The 21,864-nt window shown below is 70.2% G+C and carries 20 protein-coding genes and 1 pseudogene; 6 read left to right on the plus strand and 15 right to left on the minus strand.

Going from position 1 to position 21,864, the window contains the following annotated elements; translation table 11 throughout:
* Positions 1 to 301 precede the first annotated feature (301 nt).
* Together OG870_RS19300 and OG870_RS19305 are read left to right on the plus strand one after the other, a co-directional pair.
* Positions 302 to 1,312 (plus strand): acyl-CoA desaturase, encoded by a 1,011-nt coding sequence (locus tag OG870_RS19300; protein ID WP_266583962.1) that lies wholly within the window; start codon positions 302 to 304, stop codon positions 1,310 to 1,312.
* Complete coding sequence (locus tag OG870_RS19305; protein WP_266515818.1) at positions 1,309 to 1,986, plus strand: TetR/AcrR family transcriptional regulator; 678 nt, start codon at positions 1,309 to 1,311, stop codon at positions 1,984 to 1,986. The genes OG870_RS19300 and OG870_RS19305 overlap by 4 nt, the downstream gene beginning before the upstream one ends.
* A gap of 67 nt (positions 1,987 to 2,053) precedes the next feature.
* Here OG870_RS19305 and OG870_RS19310 read toward each other — a convergent pair whose 3' ends face one another.
* From OG870_RS19310 to OG870_RS19320, 3 genes are all read right to left on the minus strand, one after another.
* On the minus strand, positions 2,054 to 2,227 hold the full coding sequence (locus OG870_RS19310) for a CsbD family protein (protein WP_266583960.1): 174 nt from the start codon (positions 2,225 to 2,227) through the stop codon (positions 2,054 to 2,056).
* Positions 2,228 to 2,304: 77 nt separating this feature from the next.
* Positions 2,305 to 2,673 carry a VOC family protein gene (locus OG870_RS19315; protein WP_266583958.1) on the minus strand — a complete coding sequence of 123 codons (369 nt, stop codon included), beginning with the start codon at positions 2,671 to 2,673 and terminating at the stop codon, positions 2,305 to 2,307.
* A 2-nt stretch (positions 2,674 to 2,675) separates the two neighbouring features.
* On the minus strand, positions 2,676 to 3,494 hold the full coding sequence (locus tag OG870_RS19320) for a trans-aconitate 2-methyltransferase (protein WP_266583956.1): 819 nt from the start codon (positions 3,492 to 3,494) through the stop codon (positions 2,676 to 2,678).
* Positions 3,495 to 3,609: 115 nt separating this feature from the next.
* Between OG870_RS19320 and OG870_RS19325 the strand changes: the two genes are divergently transcribed.
* Positions 3,610 to 4,107 carry a MarR family winged helix-turn-helix transcriptional regulator gene (locus OG870_RS19325; protein ID WP_266583954.1) on the plus strand — a complete coding sequence of 166 codons (498 nt, stop codon included), beginning with the start codon at positions 3,610 to 3,612 and terminating at the stop codon, positions 4,105 to 4,107.
* Here the strand turns inward: OG870_RS19325 and OG870_RS19330 are convergent.
* Positions 4,066 to 4,833 carry a LuxR C-terminal-related transcriptional regulator gene (locus OG870_RS19330; RefSeq protein ID WP_266515832.1) on the minus strand — a complete coding sequence of 256 codons (768 nt, stop codon included), beginning with the start codon at positions 4,831 to 4,833 and terminating at the stop codon, positions 4,066 to 4,068. The two genes, OG870_RS19325 and OG870_RS19330, sit on opposite strands and share 42 nt — an antisense overlap.
* A 301-nt stretch (positions 4,834 to 5,134) precedes the next feature.
* On the opposite strand from OG870_RS19330, the gene OG870_RS19335 reads away from it, so the two are divergent.
* Positions 5,135 to 5,578, plus strand: a complete 444-nt coding sequence (locus OG870_RS19335) for a GNAT family N-acetyltransferase (protein ID WP_266515835.1) — start codon at positions 5,135 to 5,137, stop codon at positions 5,576 to 5,578.
* A gap of 134 nt (positions 5,579 to 5,712) precedes the next feature.
* Here the strand turns inward: OG870_RS19335 and OG870_RS19340 are convergent, their stop codons facing one another.
* From OG870_RS19340 to galT, 5 genes and pseudogenes are all read right to left on the minus strand, one after another.
* A complete protein-coding gene (locus OG870_RS19340; protein ID WP_266515841.1) occupies positions 5,713 to 6,786 on the minus strand; it encodes a sugar ABC transporter substrate-binding protein in 1,074 nt (357 codons plus the stop codon).
* A 36-nt stretch (positions 6,787 to 6,822) separates the two neighbouring features.
* Positions 6,823 to 6,978 (minus strand): annotated as a pseudogene (locus OG870_RS19345) (SDR family oxidoreductase); the annotation flags it as partial.
* A 605-nt stretch (positions 6,979 to 7,583) separates the two neighbouring features.
* Positions 7,584 to 8,738 carry a galactokinase gene (galK, locus tag OG870_RS19350; RefSeq protein WP_266515844.1) on the minus strand — a complete coding sequence of 385 codons (1,155 nt, stop codon included), beginning with the start codon at positions 8,736 to 8,738 and terminating at the stop codon, positions 7,584 to 7,586.
* Complete coding sequence (galE, locus tag OG870_RS19355) at positions 8,738 to 9,715, minus strand: UDP-glucose 4-epimerase GalE (RefSeq protein ID WP_266583951.1); 978 nt, start codon at positions 9,713 to 9,715, stop codon at positions 8,738 to 8,740. Before galE ends, galK begins: the two co-directional genes overlap by 1 nt.
* Entirely contained in the window at positions 9,715 to 10,797 is a 1,083-nt protein-coding gene (gene galT / locus OG870_RS19360; protein WP_266583949.1) for a galactose-1-phosphate uridylyltransferase, read from the minus strand. Before galT ends, galE begins: the two co-directional genes overlap by 1 nt.
* A gap of 190 nt (positions 10,798 to 10,987) precedes the next feature.
* Here galT and OG870_RS19365 point away from each other — a divergent pair, with 190 nt between their 5' ends.
* Positions 10,988 to 12,679, plus strand: a complete 1,692-nt coding sequence (locus OG870_RS19365) for a sodium:solute symporter family protein (protein WP_266583947.1) — start codon at positions 10,988 to 10,990, stop codon at positions 12,677 to 12,679.
* A gap of 29 nt (positions 12,680 to 12,708) precedes the next feature.
* Entirely contained in the window at positions 12,709 to 13,083 is a 375-nt protein-coding gene (locus tag OG870_RS19370; protein WP_266583945.1) for a hypothetical protein, read from the plus strand.
* Between the two features lie 80 nt (positions 13,084 to 13,163).
* Here OG870_RS19370 and OG870_RS19375 read toward each other — a convergent pair whose 3' ends face one another.
* The 6 genes from OG870_RS19375 to rsmA form a co-directional block, all read right to left on the minus strand.
* A complete protein-coding gene (locus tag OG870_RS19375; protein WP_266515862.1) occupies positions 13,164 to 13,883 on the minus strand; it encodes a helix-turn-helix transcriptional regulator in 720 nt (239 codons plus the stop codon).
* 261 nt (positions 13,884 to 14,144) lie between these two features.
* A complete protein-coding gene (locus OG870_RS19380) occupies positions 14,145 to 15,971 on the minus strand; it encodes an outer membrane protein assembly factor BamB family protein (protein WP_266583943.1) in 1,827 nt (608 codons plus the stop codon).
* Between the two features lie 70 nt (positions 15,972 to 16,041).
* Entirely contained in the window at positions 16,042 to 17,850 is a 1,809-nt protein-coding gene (locus OG870_RS19385; protein ID WP_266583941.1) for an outer membrane protein assembly factor BamB family protein, read from the minus strand.
* 193 nt (positions 17,851 to 18,043) lie between these two features.
* Positions 18,044 to 19,846, minus strand: coding sequence for an ABC-F family ATP-binding cassette domain-containing protein (locus tag OG870_RS19390; RefSeq protein WP_266583939.1), 1,803 nt, complete (start codon positions 19,844 to 19,846; stop codon positions 18,044 to 18,046).
* Positions 19,847 to 19,939: 93 nt separating this feature from the next.
* Positions 19,940 to 20,848, minus strand: coding sequence for a 4-(cytidine 5'-diphospho)-2-C-methyl-D-erythritol kinase (locus tag OG870_RS19395; RefSeq protein ID WP_266515873.1), 909 nt, complete (start codon positions 20,846 to 20,848; stop codon positions 19,940 to 19,942).
* Positions 20,845 to 21,837 carry a 16S rRNA (adenine(1518)-N(6)/adenine(1519)-N(6))-dimethyltransferase RsmA gene (rsmA, locus tag OG870_RS19400; protein WP_266583937.1) on the minus strand — a complete coding sequence of 331 codons (993 nt, stop codon included), beginning with the start codon at positions 21,835 to 21,837 and terminating at the stop codon, positions 20,845 to 20,847. The genes OG870_RS19395 and rsmA overlap by 4 nt, the downstream gene beginning before the upstream one ends.
* Positions 21,838 to 21,864: the final 27 nt, after the last annotated feature.

Below are 21,864 nucleotides of genomic sequence, written 5' to 3' on the forward strand. Positions count from 1 at the left end.
CTTGCAGTGTTGAAGCTCGTCCGGGAGGGGAACCCGGGGCAGGGGCCGCGCGGCGGGCGCCGCATACGGCTCTGGCATCCGGGAATGAATCAGAGCGGACCGCGCTGTCCGACCGACTCCAAGGATAGGTGTCCATGCGGACGCGCAGAATGTCGGGCTCTTGCCGCCGGGCGCCGCGCTGCCATACTTACGATGCCGTAGGTTACGCACCCGTAGGGACCGTTGTAACGGAACCCGGGCACGGTTCCAGCAGCCGCTTCCCGACATCCTTCTCCCACCTCGACCCCACAGGGGACGCCCCATGAGCACAAGCTCCGATGTGATCGAAGACGCCCCGAAGGCGAACGACGACACCTCACTGACCTCGGCAACCCTGGGTGGAGACAAGAAGGGGTCGGTCGAGCAGATCGCGCTCCTCCTCTTCATCGTCGTCCCCTTCCTGGCGCTTCTCGCCGCGGTCCCGCTGGCCTGGGGCTGGGGCGTGAGCTGGCTCGACCTCGGCCTGATGGTCTTCTTCTACTACCTCGGCTGCCACGGCGTGACCATCGGTTACCACCGCTACTTCACGCACGGCTCCTTCAAGGCGAAGCGCCCGCTGCGCATCGCGCTCGCCATCGCCGGCTCGATGGCGGTGGAGGGCCCGGTGGTCCGCTGGGTCGCCGACCACCGCAAGCACCACAAGTTCTCCGACGCGGAGGGCGACCCGCACTCTCCCTGGCGCTTCGGCGAGACCCTTCCGGCGCTGATGAAGGGCCTGTGGTGGGCGCACATCGCGTGGATGTTCGACGAGGAGCGGACGCCGCAGGACAAGTACGCGCCGGATCTGATCAAGGACCCGGCGATCCGGGCGGTCTCACGCCAGTTCCTCTACTGGACGGTGCTCTCCCTGGCTCTGCCCCCGCTGATCGGCGGTCTGGCCACGATGTCCTGGTGGGGCGCGTTCACCGGCTTCTTCTGGGGCTCGCTCGTACGGGTGGCTCTGCTGCACCACGTGACCTGGTCGATCAACTCGATCTGCCACGCGGTCGGCAAGCGTCCCTTCAAGTCTCGGGACCGCTCGGGCAACGTGTGGTGGCTGGCCGTCCTGTCCTGCGGCGAGTCCTGGCACAACCTGCACCACGCCGACCCGACCTCCGCGCGGCACGGTGTGGAGCGCGGCCAGCTGGACTCCTCGGCGCGCCTCATCCGCTGGTTCGAGGCGTTCGGCTGGGCGTACGACGTGCGCTGGCCGTCACGCTCACGTATCGATTCACGCCGTAACACCGGCCAGGACGACTCATCGCCCCGGAAGGAGTCGGCGAAGGCGGCATGATTGACGCCGTGGCGACCGACTCCAGCAGTACCCCGAGCAATGAGAAGCCGCGGCGAGCGCGGCGCACCCGGATGACGGGAGCCGAGCGCCGCCAGCAGCTGCTCGAGATCGGTCGCACCCTGTTCGCCGCCAAGGGGTTCGAGGGCACGTCGGTGGAGGAGATCGCGGCGAAGGCCGGGGTGTCCAAGCCGATGGTGTACGAGCACTTCGGTGGCAAGGAGGGCCTGTACGCGGTGGTGGTGGACCGCGAGATGCGCCGCCTGCTGGACATGGTGACCGGTTCCCTGACGGCAGGCCATCCGCGTGAGCTGTGTGAACAGGCGGCGTTCGCGCTCCTGGACTACATCGAGGAGAACACGGACGGCTTCCGCATCCTGGTCCGTGACTCCCCCATCCCCCAGTCGACGGGTTCCTTCGCGTCGCTGATCTCGGACATCGCCACCCAGGTGGAGGACATCCTGGGCCGCGAGTTCAAGAGCCGCGGATTCGACCCCAAGCTCGCCCCGCTGTACGCCCAGGCCCTCGTCGGCATGGTCGCGCTGACCGGCCAGTGGTGGCTGGACGTGCGTCGCCCGAAGAAGGCGGAGGTCGCCGCTCATCTGGTGAACCTGGCCTGGCACGGGCTGGACGGGCTGGAGGCGAAGCCGCACCTGATAGGGCGCCGCAAGAGCTGAGTCCCGTACCGGCGGGAGACGCTCGGTACGGGACTCGGGTGCTTTTCGGGGCGGTGCCGTACGGGGCTCAGTGCTTGAAGACGTCCTTCGTCTTCTCCTTGGCCTGGCGTGCGTCACCCTTCGCCTGATCGGCCTTGCCCTCGGCCGTCATGCGCTCGTTGCCGACCGCGCGGCCCACGACTTCCTTCGCCTTCCCCTTGGCCTGTTCGGTCTTGCCCTTGGCCTTCTGGTCCTTCGCCACCGTCGATCACTCCCGGTCAGGTCTGGGCTTCGGTGTCAGCACGTCGAGTAGCCGTCACGGCGCCTCGCAAACCCGCCTCAGTGCCCCCCTCCCGGCTCCAGGAATTCCAGCCGGTTGCCGACGGGGTCCCCGGAGTAGAAGCGCCGGTGTCCGGGGAGGTTGTCGTCCCAGGTCACCGCGGCGCCATGCGCCCCGAGCCGGGCGGCGTACGCCTCGATGCCCGTGACCCTCAGCCCGGGGTGGGACTTCTTCGCCGGCCTGAAGTCCTCCTCGACGCCCAGGTGCAGCTGCACCGCCCCCGCCCGGAACCAGCACCCGCCCCGCGCCGCGAGCGCGGGCGGCTTGGGGATCTCGGTCATGCCGAGGACGTCGACGTAGTAGGCCCGCAGCCTCTCCTCGGAGCCGGGTGGCGCGGCGAGCTGGACATGGTCGACGGCGGTGATCACCCTCAGGCCTCCTTGCGGGCCACGGCGAAGATCCGCCGGAACGGGAACGGAGTGCCGTACGCCGTGGCCGGATAGGCCTCCCGCAGGGCCGCCCGGTACTCGCCGACGAACTCCTCTTGGGCCGCCGGGTCGTCGGCGAGGGCGGTGAGGACCGGCCGCAGCCCGGTCCCCTTGACCCAGTCGAGCACCGGGTCCTCGCCGGTCAGGAGATGGACGTACGTCGTCTCCCATACGTCCGCCGCGCAGCCGAGGGAGGTCAGCCGCTCCAGGTAGGTCTCCGGTGCGAGGACGGCGTCGTCGTGGCGGAGGGTGTCGGCGAGGCGGTCCTTCCAGCGGACGGAGTGGGCGAGTTCGCGCATGAGCCGGTGGCTGGGGGCGCCGAAGTTGCCGGGTACCTGGAAGGCGAACGTGCCGCCGGGCTTCAGGCCCGCGATCCACTCCCCGAACCGCTCCACGTGCCCGGGGACCCACTGCAGGGTGGCGTTGCTGAGGATCAGGTCGCACGGCCGCGGAGGCACCCAGCTGCGGGCGTCGGCGTACGAGAAGTCGAGGCGTCCCCCGCCGGATGTGGGGCCCTCGTGCTCCACGAGCGCCTTGTCGAGCATCTCCGGTGAGTTGTCGTACCCGGTGATGTGCGCGGTGGGCCAGCGGCCGGCGAGCAGGACGGTGACGTTGCCGGGGCCGCAGCCGAGGTCGGCGATGTGGGGCGGGTCGCCGGGCAGGTCCGGGACGCGGGCCAGGAGGTCGGCGAAGGGGCGGGCGCGATGGCCGGCGTGACGCAGGTACTGGGCGGGGTCCCAGGTGGGGGCGGCGGCGGGCATGGAGGGCCTCCTCGGCGTACTGGACTGGTACCCAGCCTCCCTCCCGGTTTACCTTGACGTCAAGAGACTTGACATCAAGAGACTTCACATCGACACAACCACTACACTGATCGCCATGGAGGACGAGGTCGATCGGCTGGTCGCAGCATGGCGCCGGGAGCGCCCTGACCTCGACGTGGAACCGCTGGAGGTGCTCAGCCGGGTCAGCAGACTCGCCCGGCACCTGGACCGGGCGCGCCGGCTGGCCTTCGCCGAGCACAGCCTGGAGCCCTGGGAGTTCGACGTGCTGACCGCGCTCAGGCGTGCGGGCGCGCCGTACCAGCTCTCGCCGGGGCAGCTGCTGACGCAGACCCTGGTCACCTCGGGCACGATGACCAACCGCATCGACCGCCTGGCGAAGAAGGGCCTGGTGGAGCGGCTGCCCGACCCGAGCGACCGCCGCGGTGTGCTGGTGCGGCTGACCGAGGAGGGGCAGGACCGCGCGGACCAGGCCCTGGCCGGTCTGCTCGACCAGGAGCGCGCGATCCTCGCCGAGCTGTCACGTGCCCAGCGCGGCGAACTCGCGGGGCTGCTACGCCAGCTGACCGCCCCGTTCGACAACATCCCCGGCTAGGTCGACGGGGCCGACCCCGGCCCGGCGGGCGAGCGCGACGGCGGCCAGGGTCGAGTGGACGCCCAGCTTGCCGAGCACGTTCTGCATGTGGGTGCGCACGGTGTGGGGCGAGAGGAACAGCCGCTCGGCGACGGCCTTCCTGCCCAGCCCCGCGACCATGCAGCGCAGCACTTCCCGCTCCCTCGGAGTCAGGGACTCCACCAGGCGCTCGCTCTCGGTGCGGTGCTTGCGCGCGGCGGTCAACTCCCTGAGCACGCCGGTGAGCAGGGCGGGCGGCAGATGCGTCTCGTCGCGCAGCACGCCCCGGATGACGTTGAGCAGCCGGGACAGCGAGCAGTCCTTGGCCACCCAGCCGGAGGCCCCGGCCTGGAGGGCGAGCGCGGCACGCCGCGGGTCGTCCTTCTCGGCGAGCACGATGATGCGTACGCCCGGCTGCCCGGAGCGCACACCGGCGACCAGCGAGATCCCGTCGACGAGACCTTCCTCGTTGGCCTCCTGAACGGGCACGGCCGGCCGGACTCCCGGCACGTTCCCGCCCAGATCGGAGTCGACGAGCAGCACGTCGAAGCGGCGTCCCTCGGCTGCCGCACGCTCCAGGCTGCGCAGCGCGGCGGGACCGCTGCCTGCCGCGGAGACGTCGACGTCGGGCTCGGCCGCAAGAGCTGCGGCGAGCGATTCGGCGAAGATGCGATGGTCGTCGACGACCAGGACTCGGATGCGAACCACGAAACCCCCTTCCCCAAGCTCTCCAAGAGCAGGGGATACCTCATCGTCGGGAGACGGCACGGGCGCAGGTACGGCGCCCGAAGCACCCCAGGTCGTCCTTGACCACCTGGGACTGGAACGGCACACCGCACGGCCGCCGCCGTGCGGACACTGCTACCCCCACTTCGGGCGTCGTACCCGACTGTCTCGCCCCCTGATCGGCACCGGCCCCCACCGGTGCTGCTCATCAGGGTACGGCCGGGGGGCAGGAGCGGAAGGTAAATTGCAGAACTGGCTGTCCAGCGCGTTTATCGTGAGCCGCATGTTTCGTCTTGAGACAGAAGTCGACAAAGCCCGGCGCGATCTTCTCCGTTCGCGCCTGCGCGACACCAACACGGCGGCCTCCCCCGTCCTGCGCGCCTTGCGCGGTACCCCGTCGGAACGTGAACTTCCGCTCCATGTCTGGGTGTTGGACGAGCGTGGCGGGCTCGCAGGTGGCTTGGTGGGCCACACCTGGACGACCTGGCTGCACGTGACGTACCTGTGGGTGGACGAGCGGTGGCGGGGCGCGGGTCTGGGATCACGGCTGCTGGCGGAGGCGGAGGGCATCGCGCGGGGCGAGCGGGGCTGCAGGTCGGCCCGGCTGGAGACGTGGGACTTCCAGGCTCCCGAGTTCTACAGGAAGCGGGGGTACGAGGTGGTGTGCGTGATCCCGGACTATCCGCCGGGGGCCACGGAGTACACGCTGACGAAGCGGCTGGGGTGAGGCGGTCGGAGCGCGTCGAGTGCGTCCGCGGTGATGTCGATGTCGACGTCGTACGGGACGCTGAGCCTTGAGCAGTTCGCGATGAGTGCCGGTCAGCGCGTACGTCTTGGACACGGGGTCGAGGTCGGTTCCGCTCAGCCGAGGTTGTTGCCCCAGAGGGACGTGTCGTCGCTCTTGAGACTGGGGACCCGGCCGTAGGGCGCGCCGTCCGCTGTCACCAGCGGTGCGGACAGCTGGTCCTCCAGCACACCGTGGCGGACTTGGACGATCCTGCTGTCGTGGTCCGTCCTGCCGGGCTTGAACGTCTTGCCCTCGATCGCCGCCTTCAGGTAGGAGAGGGCGTACTTGGCGTAGAGGTCGGCGGGTTGGGAGACCGTGGCGTCGATCTTGCCCTCGGCGATGTACTTGAGTTCCCTGGGGGTGCCGTCGTTGGAGACCACGAACACATGCCTCCTGTCCTTGGGACCGACCAGCAGACGCTGCTGATTGAGCACGTGCAGGGTGCCGGAGAGCGCGACGCTGGCCTGCATGTAGACGCCCTTGATGTCAGGGTGGGCGGTGAGATCCGTCTGCAGCTTCTGCGCCGCGACCGCCCCGTCCCAGTTGGTCGCCTCCCCGAAGACCTTGATCTTGGGATAGTTCTTCTTCATGCACGCGTTGAACCCCTCGGTGCGGTCCCGGCCATTGATCGAGGCAAGGTCGCCCTCAAGCATGACGACCTTGCCCTTGCCGCCGAGCTTGGCGCCGAGGAACCGGCAGGCCTTCTCTCCGTACGCGCGGTTGTCGGCCCGCACCACCATGTAGACGGCGCCCCTGTCGGGACGGGTGTCCAGGGTGACCACCGGGATCTTCTGCGCGGCCAGCTGCCGGAGGGTGGGCGCGATCACGGCGGTGTCCTGCGGGGCCATCGCAACGCCCTTCACTCCCTGGATGATGAAGGTCTGTACGTTGGCGGCGAGTTGGGCGACGTCGTTCTGCGAGCGGGTGGTCCTCAGCTCCAGGCCTAGCTGCTTGGCGAACCCCGGGTTGTACTTGATGTACGCGTTCCAGAAGTCGGAGTCGGAGCGGGGGTAGTCGACGCCCACCACCGGGGCGCCGTCCGTGTGGCGCACCGGGTCGGCACCGGAGCCGCCGCAGGCGCTGAGCGCCGTGACGGCGAGGGCGGTGACGGCGCCGAGGCCGGGGTATCGGATCCATCGCGTCTTCACGGCTGGGCCTCCTGGCGAACCGTTTCGTGCGGGAGGTCAGGCGCGAGGCCGGATCCGTAGTCCGTGCATGCCGCCGTCGACGGCGGGACCAGTACCTGTGGTGGAACCGGAGTGCGGGCTCGCGAGGTGCGCGACGGCACCGGCGACATCCTCGGTGGTGACAAGCCGGCCCATCGGCTGACGGGGGCCCGGTACTGCGCGCAGGCCGGGATGCGGGCCTGCGGTGCGGGCACGTCGTCCGGCGTGAGGCCGAGGCGGACGACAGGGCCCCCGCGGACGGCGAGCAGCCGCACCGTGGCCAGTCCGGTACGTGCTGCGCCACGGGCTACTGCTGCCGTCAGCCTGGCGTACTCCGACGCGCCCATGAGATGCCTCCGTTTTCCACACTAGGCCGTCGGGACGGCGTTTGAGCGGTCAACGATGCCGGGGGGACTCCGGCGCTGATGCCCGGGCGGTCCGTGTCGGACGAGGCCCGCACCCGCTGCCGGCCCATCGGCGCAGGAGCCCTCGAAGCCGTCGAAGCCGTCGAGAGCCCGCGCGCCGAACCGGAGAAGAAACCTGGCGCCCGGCCGACGGGCCCGAAGCGCCGTCGGGGACATGAAGCTCTGCGCAACGCGTCTCGAAGGCGCGGACACACGCCCCGCGCTCAGCGGCGTGTCCACGGGCCCCGCCGCCCGCGACCGGCCTGATCCGCATCGCTGTGCATCGCTGTGGTGCCACCCGTGCGCCTCGCGGACGGCGGCGCCGGGTGCCGACCCGGCGCCGTCCACCGGCAACCCGGCAACCCGGCAATATCGTCAGCGCACCCGCCGCGCCCCCGCCGAAGGCACCGCCTCGAACACCCGGGGGGCCGTGAAGCCCGCTGCCGCGAAGGCCTCCACGACCGCCTTCGTGATCGTGTCCACGTCGGCAGCCTCCGCCAGGACGATCGCCGAGCCGCCGAAGCCGCCGCCGGTCATCCGGGCGCCCAGGGCGCCGGACGCGAGGGCCGTGTCGACGACCAGGTCCAGCTCCGGGCAGGAGATGCGGAAGTCGTCGCGGAGAGAAGCGTGGCCCTCGACCAGGACCGGGCCGATCGCCCGCGTCTCGCCCGACTCCAGGAGGGAGACCACCTGCTCCACCCGGTGGTTCTCGGTGACGATGTGGCGGACCAGACGGCGGACCTCCTCCTCGTCGCCCAGCCGCGCCAGCGCCGCGTCCAGTCCGGCGTACGGCACGTCCCGCAGGGCGTCGACGCCCAGCAGCGCCGCGCCCTTCTCGCAGCCCGCGCGCCGCTTGCCGTACTCGCCGTCGCTGTGGGCGTGCTTGACCTGCGTGTCGACGACCAGCAGCCGCATGCCCTCGGCCGCCAGGTCGAAGGGGATCTGCTTCTGGGAGAGGTCGCGGGTGTCCAGGAAGAGCGCGTGGCCCTCCTCGCAGCACGCCGACGCCGTCTGGTCCATGATGCCGGTGGGCGCACCCACGTAGACGTTCTCGGCCCGTTGGCACAGGCGGGCCAGCTGCCAGCGCTGCAGGCCGAGTGCGTAGAGGTCGTTCAGGGCCAGGGCCACGACGACCTCCAGGGCCGCCGAGGACGACAGGCCCGCGCCGGACGGCACCGTGGAGGACAGGTGGACGTCCGCGCCGGTCACCGCGTGGCCGGCCTCGCGCAGGGCCCAGACGACGCCCGCCGGGTACGCCGTCCAGCCGCGGTCCGACTCCGGGGCCAGGGCGTCCAGGCGCAGTTCCACGACCCCGCCCTCGACGTCCGCCGAGTGCAGGCGCAGGACGCCGTCCTCGCGCCGTGAGACGGCCGCGACGGCGGTGTGCGGCAGCGCGAAGGGCATCACGAAGCCGTCGTTGTAGTCGGTGTGCTCACCGATGAGGTTGACGCGGCCCGGCGCCGACCAGACGCCCTCCGGCTCGGCTCCGTACAGTGCGGCGAAGCCTTCCCGGACCTGCTGTGCACCCACTACTGCTCCCTGGTCGTGCTTGCGATGTGCTGCGCGAACTGCCAAGCGTCCGCGACGATCCCCGCGAGGTCCGCGCGGGACGGGTTCCAGCCCAGTTTCTCGCGGGCCGTGGCGGCCGACGCCACCAGGACCGCCGGGTCGCCGCCCCGGCGCGGGGCCACGACCTCCGGGATCGGGTGGCCGGTGACCTGCCGGACCGTCTCGATGACCTGGCGGACCGAGAAGCCCTCGCCGTTGCCCAGGTTGCAGATGAGGTGCTCGCCGGGGGTGGCGGCCTTCAGCGCGAGCAGGTGGGCGTCGGCGAGGTCCGCGACATGGATGTAGTCGCGCACGCAGGTGCCGTCCGGCGTCGGGTAGTCGTCGCCGAAGACGGAGATCGCGTCCCGCCTGCCCTGCGCGACCTGCAGCACCAGCGGGATCAGGTGCGACTCGGGGTCGTGGCGCTCGCCCTGCTTGCCGTACGCGCCCGCCACGTTGAAGTAACGCAGCGAGACCGCGCCCAGGCCGTGGGCCGCCGCCTCGCCGGTGATCATGTGGTCGACGGCGAGCTTCGAGGCGCCGTACGGGTTGGTCGGCGAGGTGGGCGCCGACTCGACGATCGGGACCTCCTTCGGCTCGCCGTACGTGGCCGCCGTGGAGGAGAAGACCAGCTTGCCGACGCCCGCCTCGCGCATCGCGCCGAGCAGTGCCATGGTGCCGGCGACGTTGTTGTCCCAGTACTTCTCGGGCTTCACGACCGACTCGCCGACCTGCGAGAACGCGGCGAAGTGCAGGACCGCGTCGAAGGAGGAGTCCAGCCATTTGGCGGCGTCGCGGATGTCGCCCTCGACGAAGGTCGCACCGGCCGGGACGCCCTCCCGGAATCCTGTGGAGAGGTTGTCGAGCACGACGACCTCGTGGCCCGCCTCCAGCAGATGCTGGGCGACCACACTGCCGACGTAACCCGCGCCGCCCGTGACCAGGTACTTACCGCTCATCAACTCGCTACCTCTCGCAGTCGCTCGGCCGCGCGCTCCGGCGGCACGTCGTTGATGAACACGCTCATGCCGGACTCGGAACCCGCGAGGAACTTCAGCTTGCCGGAGGTTCGGCGGATGGTGAAAAGCTCGAGGTGGAGCGCGAAGTCGTCGCGGTTGACGCCCTCGAAGTCCTCCAGCGCGCCGAACGGGGCCTGATGCCAGGCCGAGATGTACGGCGTGAGGGACTGGCTCGCGCCCTCTTTCCCTCCACCCGGCCCGTCGAAGATCCGGTCGAAGCGCCTCAAGAGTTCCAGATAGACCTTGGGGAACTCTGTGCGCGCCCCCTCGTCGAGACCGAGCAGATCGGGCACGCGGCGCTTCGGGTACAGGTGGACCTCGTACGGCCAGTGCGCGGCGTACGGCACGAACGCCACCCAGTGTTCACCCTCCAGGACGACCCGCTCCCCGGCGAGTTCGCTCTCCAGGACGGCGTCGAAGAGGTTCTCACCGCCCGTCGCCTCCTTGTGAGTTGCGAGCGAACGCAACATCAGTGCGGTGCGGGGGGTCGTGAAGGGGTACGCGTAGATCTGGCCGTGCGGATGTCCGAGCGTCACTCCGATCTCCGCGCCCCGGTTCTCGAAGCAGAACACCTGCTCCACGGAGGGGAGATGCGACAGCTCGGACGTCCGGTCCGTCCACGCCTCCAGGACCAGGGCCACCTGCTCCTCGGTCAGGTCGGCGAAGGACGCGTTGTGGTCGGAGGTGAAGCAGACGACCTCGCAGCGGCCCGAGTCGCCGGCCAGGGAGGGGAACCGGTTCTCGAAGACGGCGACGTCGTACGACGAGTCCGGGATCTCGCTCAGGCGGTCACCCTGGGAGGGGCACAGGGGGCACTCGTCGGCCGGCGGGTGGTAGGTGCGGCCCTGGCGGTGCGAGGCGATGGCGACCGAGTCGCCGAGCAGCGGGTCGCGGCGGGTCTCGGAGGTGGTGACGGTCCGCTCCAGCGGGCGCTTGTCCACCGCGTCCCGCACGTGATCGTCACGCAGGTCGTAGTAGATCAACTCGCGACCGTCGGCCAAACGGGTCGAGGTCTTCTTCACTGCGGACTCCCTATCCGAGCCACCACTGCCAGCTACTCACTCATCAAACATAACCGAACACATTGGAACATGACCTCCCACATCCGTCAACATCACAATCAAACAAAGCCCATCAGCAGAAGTGTTCAATTACTGAACGCGCAGGCGTAGGTTCCGCTCTGGATCAGTTCACGCGACGAAGCGAGTTCTTATGCAAACCCCCACATATACGGCCATGCAGCTGGCCGCCGAGCTACGACTCCCCACGAACTGGCTCGACTACACGATCCTCGGCATCTACTTCGCCGTCGTCCTCGGCATCGGTTTCGCCGCCCGCGCGTCGGTGAAGACCAGCCTCGACTTCTTTCTCTCCGGGCGCTCCCTGCCCGCCTGGATCACCGGTCTCGCGTTCATCTCGGCCAACCTGGCCGCCACCGAGATCCTCGGCATGGCCGCGAACAGCGCGCAGTACGGGGCGTACACCGTGCACTGGTACTGGATCGGCGCCATCCCCGCCATGGTCTTCCTCGGCCTGGTGATGATGCCCTTCTACTACGGCAGCAAGGTGCGCTCGGTCCCCGAGATGCTGCTGCTGCGCTTCGACAAGTGGGCACACCTGCTCAGCTCGATCCTGTTCGCGTTCGCCGCCATCCTCATCGCCGGTGTGAACCTGTACGCCCTCGCGATCGTCGTGGAGGCGCTGCTGGGCTGGCCGCAGTGGGTGGCGATCGTGGTGGCCGGCGCCTTCGTGCTGGCGTACATCACCCTCGGCGGTCTGTCGTCCGCGATCTACAACGAGGTGCTGCAGTTCTTCGTGATCCTCGCGGCCCTCATCCCGATCGTCGTGCTGGGCCTGAAGAAGGTCGGCGGCTGGGGCGGCCTGACCGACAAGCTCACCGCGACCCACGGCGCGAACTTCACCACCGCCTGGGGCGGCACCGGTATCGGCAGCCCCAACCCGCTCGGCGCCAACTGGCTGACCATCGTCCTGGGCCTCGGCTTCGTGCTGTCCTTCGGCTACTGGACGACCAACTTCGCCGAGGTGCAGCGCGCCCTGTCCGCGAAGAACCTCTCCGCCGGCCGGCGCACCCCGCTGATCGCCGCCTACCCGAAGATCTTCATCGTCTTCCTGGTGATGATCCCGGGCCTGGTCGCCGCCGCGCTCGTACCGAACTTCGGTACCGCCAAGTCCGGTTACCAGTACAACGACGCCATCCCCTACCTGATGCAGGAACTGCTGCCCAACGGCGTTCTCGGCATCGCGGTGACCGGTCTGCTGGCCGCGTTCATGGCGGGCATGGCGGCCAACGTGTCGTCCTTCAACACGGTGTTCACCAACGACATCTGGGGCCGGTACATCGTCAAGGGCCGCGAGGACGCGTACTACGTCCGCTTCGGTCGCCTGATCACGGTCGTCGGCGTCTGCGCCTCGGTCGGCACGGCCTTCCTGGCATCGTCGTTCTCGAACATCATGAGCTACCTCCAGACGCTGTTCTCCTTCTTCAACGTGCCGATGTTCGTCGTCTTCATCGTCGGCATGTTCTGGAAGCGCGCGTCCGTGAAGTCCGGCTTCTGGGGCCTGCTCGCGGGCACGGTGTCGGCGATGGTGAACTACTTCTGGATCTACAAGCAGGGCATCATCTCCATCCCCACCGACCAGGGCGCCAACTTCGTCTCCGCGATCGTCGGCTTCGTCGCCGGCGGGGTGGTGATGGTCGTCGTGTCGCTGTTCACCGAGCCGAAGCCGGCCGAGGAGCTGGAGGGCCTGGTCTACGGCACCACCTCCCCCGGCATGGAGGAACCGCCCGCCGCCGGCGACGACGCCTGGTACCGGAAGCCGGCCCTGCTGGGCTGGGGCGCCGTGATCATCGCCGCCGCCTGCTACATCCCGTTCTCGTTCTGATGGCATCCTGACTGGGGAGTTGGAAAACCATGACTGATCAGTCCGGACCCTCCGGATACTCCGGATACTCCGACAAGGACGTCCAGCGCGAGGTCACCGAGCTGCAGGAGAAGTCCGCGACCGCGGCCCGCATCTTCGACCTGCGCCGCATCATCGGCGGCGTGTTCGTCCTCTACGGCATCATCGTCACGATCGCCGGCATCACCGACGACCAGGCCGCGATCGACAAGGCCCAGGGCATCAACATCAACCTGTGGACCGGCATCGCCATGCTGCTCCTCGGCATCTTCTTCCTGGCCTGGCTGAAGCTGCGCCCGACCCCTCCGCCGACTCCGGCGGTCGCACCGGGACAGGGGGACTCCCCGGGACAGGGGGACGACGCTCCGGCCTCACACCCGGAGTGACGGCCACCGGCCGGAGAGCCCAGGGCCTCCGGCCCCGCCCCGTCTCCACCCCGCCGGGACCACCACGCCTCCCCCAGAGGTCACAGGGCCTCCGGTCCCGCTTCCGCATGCGTCACCGGCGTTGCCGGGTGCGTCAGCGGGCCCGCTCTGTCCAGCAGGCCGGTACGGGCCGCCAGGGCCGCTGCCTCCAGGCGGGAGCCGACGCCGAGTTTCATCAGGACACGCTGGACGTGGGTGCGGGCGGTGGACGGGGCGATGCCCATGCCGGCCGCGATCAGGCGGGTGTCCTCGCCGTCGGCGACCCGGACCAGGACCTCGACCTCCCTCGGGGTGAGCATCTGCAGCAGACGCTGGCCCTCGTCGTCCGGCTGGGCGGCGGGGTTGAGGAGTTCGCTGAAGGCTCCTTGCAGAAGCTGCGGGGCCACCGCCGCCTCACCCGCCCTTGCCTTCATGATCGCGCGCTCGACACCCTCTATGCGCTCGTCATGGCGTACGTAGCCCGAGGCGCCCGCGGCGAAGGCGGCGGCTATGCCGCGTGGGTTCGGCACCGGGCCCAGGACCACGACAGCGACCTGCGGACGCTCCCGTTTGATCCTCACCACCGGATCGAAGATGCCCGGCTCCGCCGGTGTCGCCGTCCCCAGCAGACACACCTCCGGCGCACGGGTGATCACCAGCTCCGCCGCGCCCGCGGCCGGCGCCGCCGCGGCGAGCACCCGGTGCCCGCGCAGCTTCAACGCCGAGGCCAGCGCCTCGGCGAGCAGTCGGTGGTCGTCGACCACCATGAGCCGCACTCCCATCGAAGCAACCCCCCAGTCCCCCAATGGATGTCCATGGATGCCCCACTATGGATGCCCACTGGTCCGCGCGGACAGAAGCCCCCCCGGCTCCCCCGCTCTTCATGCCCCCGGAAGCTACACGCTTGTTCGACGATGCGCTCCCCCTACCGGTGAGAAGTGCCCCGGATCGACGGAATTTCTGACATGCGAAGGTGACGGCCGGTACGCGCACGGCCCCGCCCCTGAGCAGGGACGGGGCCGTGGCACGGCTGTCGCGCGGGCTCAGCCGCCGGCGCCGAACCCGATCGCCAGATACTCCTTGTCACCGGTACTCGACGGCTTGTCGGCGTAGACCCCGGACATGTACAGGTGCCCCTGCGCATAGATGATCTCGGAGTACTCCGGGGACATGCTCGTCTCCACGTCGCGCACCGACTCCGTCGCCGGGTTCTCCAGCAGCTTCGTCTCCTTGAAGGAGCCGCCGTCGATGCTGACGACCTGGCCGCCCTTGTCGTATGGCGGGCGCTTGTACGCGATCACGTTGGCGCCGTCCATGCGCAGCGGGGTGATCGTGAAGCCGTCGCCCGCGTCCGCGCGCTGGCCGGTCTGCTTGCCGGTGGCCAGGTCGAACGCGACGATCTCGTTGGTCTGGCTGTACTCCCCGGTGCCGTCGTGCTCCTCGGTCGGGATGTACAGCCGCCCGTTGCCGACGGCGATGCCGGTGCACGCCTCGACCCTCGTGATGCCGTCGCACTTGGCCGCGAACTGGTCGCCCGGCGCCGAGATCCGGTTGATCAGCTTGCCGGTCTTGTTGTCGATGGAGAAGAAGTCCGAGATGCCGCTGCCGTCGCCCGCGCTGTCGCCGACGTCGGCGGCCACCACCAGCGGGTTCGTCGACACCACGGAGGCGTACTCGATGCCCGAGGTCATCTTGTACTCCGAGATCACCTTCCCGGACTTGGGGTCGATGGTCTGGATGTGCAGCTGGCGCTGCTCGTACGAGCCGCACTTGCGCACCGCGACCAGCTTCTCGCCGCCGCCGTAACCGGCGTCGTAGCAGGTGTCCGTGGGCTTGGGCGCCCACAGGGACTTGCCGGAGGTGACGTCCCAGGCGGCGCCGCCGCTGCTGCTGCCCGCGGCGACGGTGTTCGCGCTGACCGTGACGTTGTCCAGACTGATCGGCCGGTCACCGGAGTTGACCGTCTTCGTCCACAGCTTCTTGCCCGCGTCCAGGTCGATCGCCGCGACCTGGCTGCAGCCCGCCGAGCTGTTCTTCGCCGGCATCTTCGGCTGGAAGACGATGGCCGTCTTGTTGTCCGCGGTGGTGTGCGAACTGGCCTCGCACACCGGGCCGGGCAGCGCGATCGTCCAGAGCTTGCTGCCCTTTTCGGGGTCGTAGCCGTTGATCTCGGCGACGCCGGCCTTGACGTAGGCCTTGTCGGTGAGCCACGAACCCGCCACGACGGTGCTGTCGTCCACCTTGGGCTCCGGGACCTGGAACAGGACATGGGAGCCGGGGTTCGCGGGCACCTTCTCGTCGCCCTTGGTCGACGACCCGCCGGTGTCGCCCTTGCCGTCCTTGCCGCCGGTGCCGCCGCTCGAACTCGCGGTGTCGTGCTTCTTGTCGTCGCCCTTGCCTGACGAGGCGTACCAGATGCCGCCGCCGACGATCAGCGCGATCGCGACGACCGCCGCGACGATGATGGTCGTCTGCGTGCTGAGCCCCCGCCCGCCGGCGGGCTGCCCGGCCTGCGGCTGCAGCGGCATGGTCGGTTGCGGGTAGCCGTAACCGGGCTGCTGGCCATAGGGGTTCGGGGTCTGCCCGTACGGGTTCGGCTGCTGGCCGGGGTAGCCGTAGCCCGGGGGCGTCTGCGGCGGCTGCGGCTGCTGCGGCTGCTGCGGCGCCTGGGGATAGCCGTAGCCGGGCTGCTGCGGAGGCGGCGGAGGGGGTGTCTGCGGAGACTGGGGCGGCTGGGGCGCCTGCGGGTAGCCGTAGCCCGGCTGCTGCGGGGCGCCGAAGCCGGGCTGCTGCGGCGGCTGGTCCTGGGGCGGGCCGAAACCGCCCTGCTGCGGGGGCTGGTGGGGCGGCGGGGGCGGTGGCTGGGTCATCGTGTGCGTTACCTCGAAGCGTGGCGGCCGGGCGGCGGGGACTGCTTGAACGAAGGAAGAGAGGGAAGAGTCACTTGCCGTAGGCGAGCATCAACTTCTCCTTCGCTTCGTCATTGCCGGTCAGCCGGGTGGTCGAGAGGTAGAAGCGCCCGTCGACCCAGTCGAAGTCCTTGGAGAAGAAGCCGTTCTCGATCTCCGCGGCGCCTGCCGGGTTCTGCAGCAGCTTCACCGGCTTGTGGCCCGATCCGCCGGTCGCGATCGACACGACCTGGCCGCCCGCGTCGTACGACGGCTCGACATACGCGATGAGCTTTCCGCCCTCGACCCTGATCGGCAGCATCGACTCGTCCGCGGGGGACTTGACGCGCCACTTCTCCTTGCCGTTCGCGAGGTTGATCGCGACGATCTCGTTGGCGCCGGTCGTGGCGTCGGTCGGCAGGTAGAGGGTGCTGGAGTCGGAGGCCACGCCCTGGCAGCCCTGAAGGTCACGCGAGAGGATCGCCCAGCCGCACTGGGGGCCGAAGTTCTCGTCGAAACTCACCTGCGAGCGGAAGGTGCCGTTGGCGTTGAACGTGGAGATGTTCCACGCCTTCTTGTCCTCGTTCGTGCTGTAGACGACCAGCGGGTCGACGGAGTACGTGCGCGCGACCGTCCAGCCCTTGTCGAACTTCTGCGTCCACTTGACCTTGCCGGTGGCCGGGTCGAGCTGCTGCATCTCGTCGTGCTCGTTCGATCCGGTGGCGTCGCAGGAGGCGACGGACAGCAGCCTGCTGCCGCCCGCGAACGCGGTCGGGAAGCACGAGTCGCCGTACTTCTTCTTGTCGAAGAGCTTCTTGCCCGAGTCGACGTTGTACGCCACTCCGGACTGCGAGCGGCCCACCATCAGCGTCTTGCCGGTGATGGACAGGGAGACGGTGATGGTGCTGTCGAACAGCGCGCCGTCGGTGAGCTGGGTCTTCCAGCCCTTCTCGCCGGTGTTCAGGTCGATCTGCTGGAGCTGGTTGCACCGGGCGCGGTCGCTGGTGCCGCTCTCGTAGGCCACCACGACCTTGCCGTCGGCCGACTGCTGGTGGCTGACCGCGCAGATCTTCTGCGGGAAGGTGATCGGGGCCCAAGTGGGTTTGCCGTCGCCCACGTTGTAGGCAAAGACCTGCTTGTACGCCGCCTTCACCGCCGCCTTGTCGGTGATCCACATGCCGGGGGCGTCGGCGCCTGAACCGGGCGCGTCCGGCGCCTCCTTGTACCAGAGGACCTTCGACTCGCCCGCCTGGCGACCCTCGTTGAGGTTCTCGGAGTCCGAGCCGCCGTCGCCGCTGCCGTCACCGGGGTTCACCGGGGCGTCGGACGGGGAGGCCTTGGAGTCGTCGCTCTTCTCGGCGACCGGCTTCTTCTTGTCGTCGCCGCCCCCGCTGGTCGCGGCGAAGACGGTGCCGCCGATGACGGCCAGCGCGGCGACCACCGCCGCGACGACGAGCACGGGCCTGCCCTTGAAGGGGTTCTTGGAGCCGGGGCCGGGCGGCGGGGTGCCGGGCGCGCCGGGGTACTGCGCCTGCGGGTAGCCGTAACCGGGCTGCTGGCCGTACGGGCCGGGCTGCTGGGGCTGTCCGTACGGGCCGGGCTGGCCGTAGGGGGCCGCCGGCTGACCGTAGGGGCCGGGCTGCTGGCCGTACGGGCCTGGCTGCTGGGGGGCCTGCGGTGCCTGGGGGTAGCCGTAGCCGGGCTGCGGGGCGCCGGACGGCGGGGCCTGTGGGGGCGGCGGCGTCTGCGGCGGGCCCTGGGGCGGCGGCGGGGTCTGCGGAACTCCGAAACCGGGCTGCGGCTGGTTGTGCGGCGCTCCGAAACCACCGGGCTGCGGCGGTTGGTTGGGCGGCTGAGTCATCAGCGCGTCTCCCCCTCGTTCACTGATTTTTAGCCACGCCCTGAGGTACGTGATGGACCCAGAGTCGTACTCAGAAAGTTCTCAGACGGCTCTTTCTATCACCCGGGGCCGACAGCGCACCGGGCCGGTTCATCCCCTGTTCCCAAGGGAGAACCGGCCCGTGATGCCGCCGTTATGCGCCTTCACGCACCCTTCACGCGTCCTCGGCGAGTTCCAGCCACTGCAGCTCCAGCTCCTCCCGCCGGCCCGTCAAGTCCCTCAGCTCGGCGTCGAGTTGGGCCACCTTTGCGAAGTCCGTGGCGTTCTCGGCGATTTGGGCGTGCAGCTTCGCCTCCTGCTCGGAGACCTTGTCGAGCTGCCGCTCGATCTTCTGGAGTTCCTTCTTGGCGGCGCGCTGGCCGGCCGCGCTCTTCTCGGGTACGGCCTTCTCCACGACCGGCGACGAGGCGGCGACCGCCTCCTCCATCCGCCGGCGCCGCTCCAGGTACTCGTCGATGCCGCGCGGCAGCATCCGCAGGGTGGCGTCGCCGAGCAGGGCGAAGACCCGGTCGGTGGTGCGTTCGACGAAGAACCGGTCGTGGGAGATGACGATCATCGAGCCGGGCCAGCTGTCGAGGACGTCCTCCAGCTGGGTCAGGGTCTCGATGTCGAGGTCGTTGGTGGGCTCGTCGAGGAAGAGGACGTTGGGCTCGTCCATGAGCAGCCGCAGCAGTTGCAGCCGCCGCCGCTCACCGCCGGACAGGTCGCCGACCGGCGCCCACTGCTTCTCCTTGTTGAACCCGAACGTCTCGCACAGCTGCCCGGCGGTCATCTCCCGCCCCTTGCCGAGGTCGACGCGCTCGCGTACCTGCGCCACCGCCTCCAGGACCCGCAGGTTCGGGTCGAGCTCGGCGACCTCCTGGGAGAGGTACGCGAGCTTGACGGTCCTGCCGACGGCGACCCGCCCGGCGGCGGGCTGCGTCTCGCCCTCGCTGCGGGCGGCCTCGGCCATGGCGCGCAGGAGGGAGGTCTTGCCGGCGCCGTTGACACCGACCAGGCCGATGCGGTCGCCGGGCCCGAGCTGCCAGGTGACGTGCTTGAGCAGCACCTTGGGACCGGCCTGCACGGTGACGTCTTCCAGGTCGAAGACGGTCTTTCCGAGCCGGGTGGAGGCGAACTTCATCAGCTCGCTGCTGTCGCGCGGCGGCGGTACGTCCGCGATCAGCTCGTTGGCGGCCTCGACGCGGAAGCGCGGCTTGGACGTACGGGCGGGGGCGCCGCGGCGCAGCCAGGCCAGCTCCTTGCGGACCAGGTTCTGCCGCTTGACCTCTTCGGTGGCGGCGATGCGCTCACGCTCGGCCCGCGCGAAGACGTAGTCGGAGTAGCCGCCCTCGTACTCGTAGACGTCGCCCTTCTGCACGTCCCACATCCGCGTGCACACCTGGTCGAGGAACCACCGGTCGTGGGTCACGCACACGAGCGCGGACCGCCGCTCCCGCAGATGCCGGGCGAGCCAGGAGATGCCCTCGACGTCGAGGTGGTTGGTGGGCTCGTCGAGGACGATCAGGTCCTGTTCCTCGATGAGCAGCTTGGCGAGCGCGATACGCCGACGCTCACCGCCGGAGAGGGGCGCGATGACGGTGTCGAGTCCCTGCGGGAAGCCGGGCAGGTCGAGCCCTCCGAACAACCCGGTGAGCACGTCGCGCACCTTCGCGTTCCCGGCCCACTCGTGGTCTTCCATGTCCCTGATGACCTCGTGCCGGACGGTGGCGTTCGGGTCGAGGGAGTCGTGCTGCGTGAGCACGCCGAGGCGGAGCCCGCCGGAGTGGGTGACCCGCCCCGTGTCGGCCTCCTCCAGCTTGGCCAGCATGCGGATGAGGGTCGTCTTGCCGTCTCCGTTGCGTCCCACGACCCCGATCCGGTCGCCCTCCGAGACGCCGAGGGAGACGCCGTCGAGGAGGGCACGAGTGCCGTACACCTTGCTGACGTTCTCGACATTGACCAGATTGACGGCCATTACTCTCCTGCCCAGGGGGTCGATCGACCTTCCAGGGTAGTCGGCGGGGCGCCTTGCCTTTCACGGGTCCCGGCGCCGGCCCCCGTCAGCCGCTCAGGACCGCCGGCCGCTCAGCACCGTCGCGCCCGGCACGGGCGCCGATGCGGTGCGCACCGTGCGGCACGTGCCCGAGGTCTTCAGCGCGTCCGCGACCTTGGCCGCCGACTCGGTGTCCCGGGCGAGGAATGCCGTGGTCGGGCCCGAGCCCGAGACCAGCGCGGTGAGCGCGCCGGCGGTGCGGCCGGCCGCGAGGGTGTCGGCGAGCTCCGGGAAGAGCGAGACGGCGGCGGGCTGCAGATCGTTGGACACGGCCGCGGCGAGCGCGTCCGGGTCGCCCTTCGCGAGCGCGTCCAGAAGCTCCTCGGAGGCGACGGGCTCGGGGATGTCGAGCCCCTCCCCCAGCCGGTCGAACTCGCGGAAGACGGCCGGGGTGGACAGTCCGCGGTCGGCCATCGCGAAGACCCAGTGGAAGGTTCCGCCGACCTCCAGCGTGCGCAGCTTCTCCCCGCGGCCGGTGCCGAGCGCGGCCCCGCCCACCAGACTGAACGGCACGTCGCTGCCCAACTCCGCGCAGATGGCGAGCAGTTCGGCCCGGGAGGCACCCGTCCCCCACAGCGTGTCGCAGGCCAGCAGGGCGCCCGCGCCGTCCGCGCTGCCGCCCGCCATACCGCCGGCGACCGGGATGTCCTTGGCGATGTGGATGTGCACGGCCGGCTCGATGCCGCGCCGCTCGGCGAGCACGAGCGCCGCGCGCGCCGCCAGGTTCGTGCGGTCCAGGGGCACCTGGCCGGCGTCGGGGCCCGTGCAGGTGACGCGGAGTTCCGCGGCGGGCGTCACGGTCACCTCGTCGTGGAGGCCGACCGCGAGGAAGACGTTGGCCAGGTCGTGGAAGCCGTCGGGGCGGGCGGCGCCCACCGCGAGCTGGACGTTGACCTTGGCGGGAACACGGACGGTGACGCTCACTTCTGCCCGGGCTCCTTGTTCTCGACGTGCTCGACGTGCTCGAAGTTCCCGGTGTTCCCGGCGCTCCCGGCGTGCTCGGTGTTCCCGGCGTGCTCGGCGCTCCCTGCGCTCTCGCCGTGCTCGGCGCTCCCGCCGTGCTCGGCGATGCGCGCGAACTCCTCGACGGTGAGGGCCTCACCGCGCGCCTGCGGCGAGACTCCGGCGGCCACGAGGGCCGCCTCCGCCGCGGGGGCCGAGCCCGCCCATCCGGCGAGCGCGGCCCGCAGGGTCTTGCGCCGCTGGGCGAACGCCGCGTCGACGACGGCGAACACCTCGCGCCGGGAGGCGGTGGTCTTGATCGGCTCGCTCCGGCGGACGAGCGAGACGAGCCCGCTGTCGACGTTCGGTGCCGGCCAGAAGACCTTGCGCCCGATGGCGCCGGCCCGCTTGACCTCGGCGTACCAGTTGGCCTTCACGGACGGGACGCCGTACACCCGCGAGCCGGGCGCGGCGGCCAGGCGGTCGGCGACCTCCGCCTGAACCATGACGAGGGTCCGCTCGATGCTCGGGAAGGTCTCGAGCATGTGCAGGAGGACCGGCACGGCGACGTTGTAGGGGAGGTTCGCGACCAGCGCGGTCGGGGCGGGCCCGGGCAGCTCGGTCACCCGCATCGCGTCGGAGTGCACCAGCGCGAACCGCTCCGCGCGCTCCGGCATCCGGGCCGCGACGGTGGCGGGCAGCGCCCCGGCCAGTACGTCGTCGATCTCGACGGCGGTGACGCGCTCGGCGGCCTCCAGCAGCGCGAGCGTGAGGGAGCCGAGCCCGGGGCCGACCTCCACCACCACGTCGTCCGGCCGGACGTCGGCGGTGCGCACGATGCGCCGCACGGTGTTCGCGTCGATCACGAAGTTCTGGCCGCGCTGCTTGGTGGGCCGCACGCCGAGGGCTGCCGCGAGTTCACGGACGTCGGCGGGGCCCAGGAGGGCGTCGGGGGCGGGGCTGGTACTCACGGCGACAAGGGTACGGGGCGGCGCGAG

Origin of the sequence: Streptomyces sp. NBC_00461 (assembly GCF_036013935.1) — a bacterium.
In the GTDB taxonomy this organism is placed as follows: domain Bacteria; phylum Actinomycetota; class Actinomycetes; order Streptomycetales; family Streptomycetaceae; genus Streptomyces.

Bases quoted from the DNA above. Each gene is read 5' to 3' on its own strand.
- OG870_RS19320 (WP_266583956.1), bottom strand. From the start codon at position 3,494: ATGCCCGCCGCCGCCCCCACCTGGGACCCCGCCCAGTACCTGCGTCAC.
- galE (WP_266583951.1), bottom strand. From the start codon at position 9,715: ATGAGCGGTAAGTACCTGGTCACGGGCGGCGCGGGTTACGTCGGCAGT.
- OG870_RS19305 (WP_266515818.1), top strand. From the start codon at position 1,309: ATGATTGACGCCGTGGCGACCGACTCCAGCAGTACCCCGAGCAATGAG.
- OG870_RS19390 (WP_266583939.1), bottom strand. From the start codon at position 19,846: ATGGCCGTCAATCTGGTCAATGTCGAGAACGTCAGCAAGGTGTACGGC.
- OG870_RS19385 (WP_266583941.1), bottom strand. From the start codon at position 17,850: ATGACTCAGCCGCCCAACCAACCGCCGCAGCCCGGTGGTTTCGGAGCG.
- OG870_RS19380 (WP_266583943.1), bottom strand. From the start codon at position 15,971: ATGACCCAGCCACCGCCCCCGCCGCCCCACCAGCCCCCGCAGCAGGGC.
- OG870_RS19300 (WP_266583962.1), top strand. From the start codon at position 302: ATGAGCACAAGCTCCGATGTGATCGAAGACGCCCCGAAGGCGAACGAC.
- OG870_RS19335 (WP_266515835.1), top strand. From the start codon at position 5,135: ATGTTTCGTCTTGAGACAGAAGTCGACAAAGCCCGGCGCGATCTTCTC.
- OG870_RS19325 (WP_266583954.1), top strand. From the start codon at position 3,610: ATGGAGGACGAGGTCGATCGGCTGGTCGCAGCATGGCGCCGGGAGCGC.
- OG870_RS19370 (WP_266583945.1), top strand. From the start codon at position 12,709: ATGACTGATCAGTCCGGACCCTCCGGATACTCCGGATACTCCGACAAG.
- OG870_RS19375 (WP_266515862.1), bottom strand. From the start codon at position 13,883: ATGGGAGTGCGGCTCATGGTGGTCGACGACCACCGACTGCTCGCCGAG.
- OG870_RS19365 (WP_266583947.1), top strand. From the start codon at position 10,988: ATGCAAACCCCCACATATACGGCCATGCAGCTGGCCGCCGAGCTACGA.